We start from the raw sequence: 8,063 nt of genomic DNA on the forward strand, positions 1-8,063 counted from the left end.
TTGAATCATCATTGATCATGGTTATCAGCACAATCGGTTAACTCCGCTAAAGCGATTTAACCTGCTCTCATCTCCTTGTTTCATGTGTGTTTAACCTATACGGAAATTGACGAATGGCTCCCTCTAAAATATTTCTTGACTACTTCGAAGGCCATCTTTGGTCTACGGTATCTGTCCACGATTCCTTTACTGTTCTGCGTTCCTGCCCGGGATAAGAGCCACCCCGTATCCTCAACCACACGGCAATCGCTGAACTGCCAGATGAACATTCCGTTGATATACGACTTCTGCGCGTAGGCTGCCAGGTTACTCTCGATAATGTCTGCCTGCCTTTCCTCCGTGCCCCTGACTCTCGTTGCATCACGCAACCCGTAATAGCCGTCTCCTCCGAACTCGCTCATGATCATTGGTTTGCCAAGCCCTCCCCCTTGATCGGCCCAGCCTCGAGCCTGGTCGCATAAAGTGGACGGATCCTCGTTCGTATACCAACCGGGGTACAGATTGTATGAGACTATGTCGACCAAATCTAAGCACAGGTCCTTCTCTCTGTGATGCGTCGCATAGGTTAAGAGACGGGAGTTGTCCAAGTGACGAATTTGCGTCAGCTGCTCCTTATACAGCTCCCTGCCTTCTGGTGTGTCGGATGCGCATTCGTTCAGAATGCCCCAGATAATGATGCTAGGATGGTTATAGTGACTGAGGACCATCTCTTCGTTGCAGGCAAGGCACTGCTCTTGGCAACCTGGACTTAGCATATGGTCCAATTGGAATCCCCTGGCGTGATTCTCCTCCCACACCAGAATGCCTCGCTCGTCGCATAAATCGAGGAAGCGCTCGTCGTTGGGATAATGACTCGTGCGCACCGCATTGGAGCCGGCTTCGATCATCAGCTCCATATCCTGCACCATCAGCGAATAGGGGAACGCAGCTCCGACCATCGGATGATCCTCATGTCGATTAAAGCCCTTAAGGACGATGTCTTCGCCATTGATTTGAATCCTGCCGCTATTGGTGGTCACCGTGCGGAATCCGACCCGCTCGATCAAGTCATCCGACGGATCCGCGGCCCCATCTACATACAATTTCGCGTCAAGCAGATACAGGTGCGGCGACTCGTGCGACCATGGTTTCGCATCAGGACATGCAATTCTGCCTCTAACTGCGACAGTGGCACCGGCGACGACAGAGCACTCCTGCAATTCCATTAGGGCCCCAGCTAAGTTAATTGCAACCGACACGGAGGCAACCGCCCCACTGCTGTTCGCTACGTGGACGACAACCTCACCTCCCCATATACTATCTCTCCAATAAGGTGTGAATTGGATGCGTTCGATATAAATGGGAGATATAATTTCCATACCGACCGGCCGGATCATACCGCCGTAGGTAAAATAATCGTTCGCAAAGTGCAGTTTGGACTCTTCATGAAAGGAGTTGTCGACAAGAACAATCAGCTCGTGGCGGCCCGGTATCACATCGTGGATCACCCGAGTATGAAAGGGAGTGTAGGCATTATAATGAGAGCCCACTTCTACTCCATCGAATAAAATAACGGCGGTATGGCTGATTCCTTTAAAATTGAAGCGAAGTGAAGCGGGCTCCGCAATCTCAATGAATCGCCGGTAAACGCCCTTTCCCCGATAGGTGCGAAATGCAGGATGCATTTCCCAGCATCCCGGAACAGGAAGTCTGTAGCTGTAAGCCTGAGGAATCGGCTCCTCTGGTTGCACCGGGCTAAAATCCCAATCCCCTTCAATTTCAGTAACCTTACGAATTTGATTCGTAGTAAATAAACGCAGCATTTTTGTTCCTCCTTAATCATGTTTGTACTGTTTTTCACAAGTGAAGAACCCTTCTGTAGTATTTCAAGAGCGGCTGCCTATATTTGCCGATAACCCGTATCCCGATGATCAGACCTTTCCGTTGTCCTTTCTCTATTCTTTGATAGCACCAATCATTACGCCTTTCACGAAGTATTTTTGAAGAAAAGGGTACAAAAATAGGATCGGCACCGTGGCGATAATGATTGTCGCGTATTTAATGGTCTCTCCTATAGCCATTTGATCAGAAGTCCCAACTCCCACAGACATGGCGTTCGTGTCGTTACTAATAAGAATCTCTCTTAAAATCACCTGCAGAGGAAAATAATCTCTCGTCTGCAAGAATATCGTGGCAAAAAACCATGAATTCCAATGCGATACTCCATAGAATAAAATCATCACAGCCACTACGGGCATAGAGAGCGGCAGCACGATTCGAAACAATATGGTCCAGTCCCCGGCTCCATCGATTCTTGCCGATTCCTCCAAGCTTTCGGGCACCGACTGAAAAGCAGTACGCATAATAATCAAATTGAAAGCACTCACGGCGGACGGCAAAATGACCGCAAGTCGAGTATCCAGCAAATCCAAATTGCGCATCAGTAAATAAAGAGGAATTAAGCCGCCTTCAAAGAACATGGTGAAGACGATGAGGAACATGACTGGATTCGTCAGCATTACATTTTTGCGGGACAGGGCATACGCCCCTAGTGCTGTTAGCAGAATATTGATGCCAGTGCCAACAGTCACGTAGAATAATGTATTTCCGAAGCCAGTCAAGATGTTCGGATTGCGGAACACCATCCGATAAGCATCGAAATTCAGCCCTTGCGGATAGAGCAGCAGTCCGCGATTCTGTACGACATATTGCGGATCGCTTAGCGAAGAGAACAGAACATACAGCAGTGGATATAATGTCATTAAGGAAATAAGTATCATCAATATTGAATTGCCTATATCGAAAGTTTGCTCACCTAAGGAACGCTTCATCAGCAAGTTCGGCTCCCCCTTACCATAGTTTGGTTTCCCCCAGCCGCTTGGCTGTCATGTTGGCTCCTATGAGCAATGTGAAGCTGATCGCTGCATTGAACAGGCCGACGGCGGCGCTGTAGCTGTAATTTGCCTCCAGAATCCCCTTCCGATAGACGAAAGTTTGGATGACATCGGCCGTTTCATAGATCACCGGATTATACATCAGAATGATCTTCTCAAAGCCGACAGTCATGAACTTGCCAATAAAGAGAATGAACATGATCGTGACTGTTGGCATGATTCCCGGCAGGGTGACATGCCACATCTGCTTCCACCGGCTGGCGCCGTCCATTCGTGCCGCCTCATAGAGCGATGGATTAATGCTGCTGATCGCTGCAAGATATACGATTGAGCTCCAACCAATATTTTGCCAGATTTCCGAGGAAATGTAGGTTGTTCTGAACCAGCCGGGCGATCGCATGAAGGAGACCGGCTCCAGACCAAACATCGCTATGATGTTGTTCACCAATCCGTCCCGGGCCAGAAAGTCAAACATCATGCCTACAATGACGACCATCGAGATAAAATGCGGCATGTAAGAAATGGTCTGCACAGCCTTGCGGAATATACGACCTTTGATTTCATTGAGCAGCAAGGCGAAGATAATTCCCGTTGGGAAAAAGAAGACCAGGCTGTACAGGCTGAGCAGCAGCGTATTCTTCAAAATTCGTCCGAAATACACGCTTCCGAAAAAATCCTCGAAATGCTTGAAGCCCACCCAGGGGCTTCCAAGGAACCCCTTGGCGGGTATGAAATCTTTGAATGCAATTTGCAGGCCGTACATTGGACCATATTGGAAAATCAGATAATATGCCAGCACAGGCAGTAACATGAAGTAGATGGCTTTATTTTTTAGAAGATCCTTTTGCAGTCTGATCAAATATGATCTCATGTTTCATCCTCCTCCTGTTCCTAGCGTTATCATGTCACAAAAATGGGTATGACAAAGAAAGCCGAAATAACCCAATTCCGGCTCGCTATCGTCTGAGACTCTTATCGTTTGGAGTAGCGATCGAAGGCAGTCTGCTGGATTTTAATGGCCTCTTCAATCCCGAACTTCTTCAATTTATCCACATATTGCGGGAAGTTATCGATCGGCTCCGTACCCATAATAAACTTCACAATCATTTCGTCAGAGAAGGTATTAATGTCATTCATGATCGATGCCAGCTTCTTGCTTTCATCCGCCGTCAGCGTCATGAGAGGCAGCTGCAACTGATTCTTAGCCTTGGACCAGATCTCAAGAGAATCGAACTGCTCTTGGTACTTCATTTGCTGAAGGAAGGACTCCACATCTTGTACGAACGGTCCGCCATAATGTGAACGCATGTATTGGGCCTGGGCTTGCTTAAAAGTAAGCTTGTTCGGATCCGACTTAATGGTGTCCGTGTACGCCGGCTTCCCGTTTACGATGTCGTAGCTTTGGCCTTTAATTCCGAAGTTAAATAGCATGTGACCCTCGGGGCCGTAGGCATAATCAAGCCATTTAACGATTTTTTCCGGCTCCTTCGCGGCGGTTGTAATGGCAACAGAATGCTCGCCAGGATAAGTTGGGCTTATCATACCTGCAGCCGGCGTATCTCCCTCTCTCAATGTCGGATGCGGCAGCGCAGCCATCTTGAAGCCAGGAACGGTATCCTTCATCAAGTCTGTGAACTTACCGATCGTTCCGCTGGAAAAGCCGTAGAGAACGCCTAGCTGGTTATTGGAGGTTTTGGCGTCCTTCAACTTCCCATCGACCGCTGCAAAATCCTTATCGATTAGCCCATCTTTATACCAGCGTTGCATCGTTGTGAGGAAATCCTTGAACTCCGGCTGCATTTCGCCGTAGTAGATCTTCCCATCCTTCTGATAAAATTTATCCAGGATTCCCCATGCACCGATCATGGCATTCAGCAGATCGTTGCGAACCGTCGATACCTCCAGCAGGAACGGAATTTCGTCATTCTTGCCGTTCCCATTCGGATCCTTGTCACGGAAGGCAACGAGCACCTTTTCCCACTCATTGATCGTAGTCGGCGCCTCTAAACCTAATTTATCCAGCCAATCTTTACGAATCACAGGTCCGTAATAGACCTTAATCTTATTGTCGCCGCGAATGAATGGGAAGGCGTAGATATCGCCTTTGTCTGTCTTGATCATGCTAGCGACTTCTGGGTGCTCGGCCAAATACTTTTTGAAGTTCGGCGCGTGCTTATCGATGAGATCATTCAGACGAATAATCGTTCCCTCATCAATGGCATTTTGCGGACCACGAGCCACGTTGAACCAGTTGGTTTGGATGACATCCGTCAAGTTTCTGGATGCAACCATAAGATTGAACTGCTCCAGAACCTGCGTGCCGCCGCCGGTTGGGTGCTTGAAATCAACCTTGGTACCCGTAATTTTCTCCATTTCCTTATAAGCGGCGTTCTCACTGAAGCTCTTCATGGAAATGGCGGAGTCGCCATCCAGCTCTACCCAATAGCTGAAAGCCCTCGGATACTCTGATGTGGAAGAGGAAGTACCCGATTGCGGGGCGGTACCTCCTTCCTTAGCTGAATCTGAAGAACAGCCGGCCATTACCGTTGCCGTTAAGACCGATGACAGCGCAATGAGTGCTGCTTTCTTGCCTTGATTTTTTTTCACTCGCAAGAAACCTCCTTGATAATCTAAGTGTAGAAACCTTTACTGCCTTGCGGCATAACTCATGCTGCTACTGTACACCAACCAGCCTGCCGACGATAGAATTCGATTTTTATATGCGTTAGCCAGATTTAAGATAAGGTGTTAACTATTCTTTATCCCGCTTAGCTTTCTTTCATATTCCCAAGTTGCCCCTGTATTTTCCCGGTGTAATGCCTTCGCATTTCTTAAATACCTTCGTCAGTACAATGTTGCTGGCATAGCCGACCCGCAAGGCCACCTCCTGCACTGTTAGCCCCTCAGCCAGCAGACGTTTAGCATGCGTCATGCGAATTCGCGTAATTGTATCGGTGATGTTCTCACCGCTGTGTTTTTTATAGAACGAAGAAATATAGATGGGATTAAGATCAAGCTGTTCGGCGATCATGGCTAAGCCCAGGTTGTTATCGCCATAATCTTTTTCGATCAGCTCATTGATCTTGCGGTACAGCAGTTCGCCATGATCGGTTTTGTCCTCCTTGATTAGACCGCATACCTCCACGTAGGTTGCCTTGATTCTCTCGAACGCTTGCTCCGTGGTTCCCGACTCCGTCCACACCTGATTTGGGTCCATATGCCAATTGGAGATTTGACTGTAATCAATGCGCAGCGCCTCCATCAGCTTCAGCAGAATGCTTTGTAAGTCAAGAAAGAACCATTTCCCCATTACAGGCGATAGCTGATTCTGGCTGAAATTCAGTTCATACAGGCTATTCAGCAGCCGCATGGCATTCTGATCGTCGCCATGCTTGGTATAATTCGTCAGCTGTATCTCCAAGTCCTTAGGAAAACGATAAAACACGGGCTCCTTCGTTCTGACCTCTTCAAAGTATAGAATCTCTTCCGAGCCTCTTATAATTTTATAGCTTAGGGCGAGCATAGCTTCGTCATAGCACTTCGTTACTGAGCCGATACCCTCGTAGGCACTGCTGATGCCCATTGATAGAGCTGTCTTAAAACGTTCTTTCATGATTTCAAGAAGACTCGCGCCAAACGTTTCGATCAGCTGCCGCCCCTCCGCCGTTTCTCTACTTAGGTTAAACAGCACGACGATGCGATTCTTCTCCTCCTCGAATACGTACCCATTAGAGCCAAGCAGCTCATTACTCAGATTCATCACAATGAAGCGAAGCAGAAGCCACTCCCGCTCTGAATCCGCCTTCATAAAGCGGGTACTTTCATCAATTTCAATAATCATCGTAGTGAACCAGTCATGCGGAAACCGTAGTTTCATGACTTCCATATCCTGCTCTGAAATGGTTGAGGTATCGACCTGTCCCCGAATGAGTCTCGAAAAGAAATGCGAACGGATCATTGGCAGCTGGTGCGCCAGCTTATTCTCCAGCTCATGCTCTTTTCCAAATAAGGATCGCATGGTCTCTTGAATAAGCTTGAGCTCGTTATCCGGCTTGACCGTATGCTTCGTACGGCCCTGGGCGATAATTGCAACCAGCTCTCGAATTGGCGAGTAATGTCTTCTCGTTAAATACACGCAAAGGAAGATGCCAAACAGCATACAAATCGTTATGGCCACAAGGCTCCAGGCTTTAACTTGATGCACTTGCTTAAGCACGATGCTCTTAGGAAAGACTGACAGATAAGTCCATCCATTTTCCTGGCTTGTCGTATATGAGATATACAGCTCCTCCTGGCCCACTGTTGTCAGCAACTCCCCTTGGCCGCTACTAATCATGCCCTTGATTTGATTGTAGGGGATAGGACTGTTTTCAGGTCCAATCAGAAGTTCCTTGTCCTTATTCAGTACATAGATCGATCCTTGATGCAGACCCTCGACCTCTTTAACAAGATTGCGGATTTCTTCCTCGTTAATGTGGATCACAAGGCTTCCAGCACGACGGTTTAACTCTCCGAATGGGAGCGACTGCATAAAAACAATCATATTTTCTGCCTTTTGATTGCTTGTAGAAACCACGGTATGCATGTACATTTTATTATGGTTACCTAAAAGCATGTTTGTGCGGTAATCCTCGAAGGACATGTCATGATATTTGTATATATGATGGAAGAACATATGGGCATCCGTCTTCATCGTTGGAGTAAGAATTGTATCTGTATTTCCGAAATACACGTACATATCCTCTATGAACGTATTGTAGGCTTTGTAACGGGTCAGCTCTTTCATAAACTCAATGAAGGCATATTCGTCAGTAACGGATTTCCCTTGCTGCATCAGCAATTGCTGCTTCGGATGAAAGGCGATCTGCCGCATAAGGAAATCCACCTCCTGTGTACGGCTATTCACGACATATTTAAGCTGCTCTAGCAAGACCGAGTTAGACCCATAAGCATTGCGTACCATCATGTCTTCTATTTTTATGTAGACAAAACTGCCAATCATGACCGGCACCATGAATACGATCATAAAGGAAAGTAGGAGGGTGACAAAAACGCTTTTCCCCTTTTTCCACCTGCCGAAGATTTTTGACTCCCTGTTCATTCTGACCACCCTCTCGAAACCTTGCTTGAAAGCTTAAAAGCTTGAATGTAATTATAACATACTTAAAATTGGCATCTGATTCACCATTA

Annotated in this window: 5 protein-coding genes; all 5 read right to left on the reverse strand. The window is 47.2% G+C overall.

Translation table 11 applies throughout. The annotated features are described in order from the left end of the window. Positions 1 to 95 precede the first annotated feature (95 nt). Positions 96 to 1,802, reverse strand: coding sequence for a glycoside hydrolase family 2 protein (locus PM3016_RS18325; RefSeq protein WP_014370455.1), 1,707 nt, complete (start codon positions 1,800 to 1,802; stop codon positions 96 to 98). A 132-nt stretch (positions 1,803 to 1,934) separates the two neighbouring features. Continuing rightward, complete coding sequence (locus PM3016_RS18330) at positions 1,935 to 2,816, reverse strand: carbohydrate ABC transporter permease (RefSeq protein ID WP_014650152.1); 882 nt, start codon at positions 2,814 to 2,816, stop codon at positions 1,935 to 1,937. A gap of 13 nt (positions 2,817 to 2,829) precedes the next feature. Next, complete coding sequence (locus PM3016_RS18335; protein ID WP_013917952.1) at positions 2,830 to 3,744, reverse strand: ABC transporter permease; 915 nt, start codon at positions 3,742 to 3,744, stop codon at positions 2,830 to 2,832. Between the two features lie 101 nt (positions 3,745 to 3,845). After that, positions 3,846 to 5,480 carry an extracellular solute-binding protein gene (locus PM3016_RS18340; RefSeq protein ID WP_014370457.1) on the reverse strand — a complete coding sequence of 545 codons (1,635 nt, stop codon included), beginning with the start codon at positions 5,478 to 5,480 and terminating at the stop codon, positions 3,846 to 3,848. A gap of 172 nt (positions 5,481 to 5,652) precedes the next feature. Beyond that, positions 5,653 to 7,974 (reverse strand): helix-turn-helix domain-containing protein, encoded by a 2,322-nt coding sequence (locus PM3016_RS18345; protein ID WP_014370458.1) that lies wholly within the window; start codon positions 7,972 to 7,974, stop codon positions 5,653 to 5,655. Positions 7,975 to 8,063: the final 89 nt, after the last annotated feature.

Source organism: Paenibacillus mucilaginosus 3016, from assembly GCF_000250655.1.
GTDB lineage: Bacteria > Bacillota > Bacilli > Paenibacillales > NBRC-103111 > Paenibacillus_G > Paenibacillus_G mucilaginosus.

Bases quoted from the DNA above. Each gene is read 5' to 3' on its own strand.
- PM3016_RS18325 (WP_014370455.1), bottom strand. From the start codon at position 1,802: ATGCTGCGTTTATTTACTACGAATCAAATTCGTAAGGTTACTGAAATT.
- PM3016_RS18335 (WP_013917952.1), bottom strand. From the start codon at position 3,744: ATGAGATCATATTTGATCAGACTGCAAAAGGATCTTCTAAAAAATAAA.
- PM3016_RS18345 (WP_014370458.1), bottom strand. From the start codon at position 7,974: ATGAACAGGGAGTCAAAAATCTTCGGCAGGTGGAAAAAGGGGAAAAGC.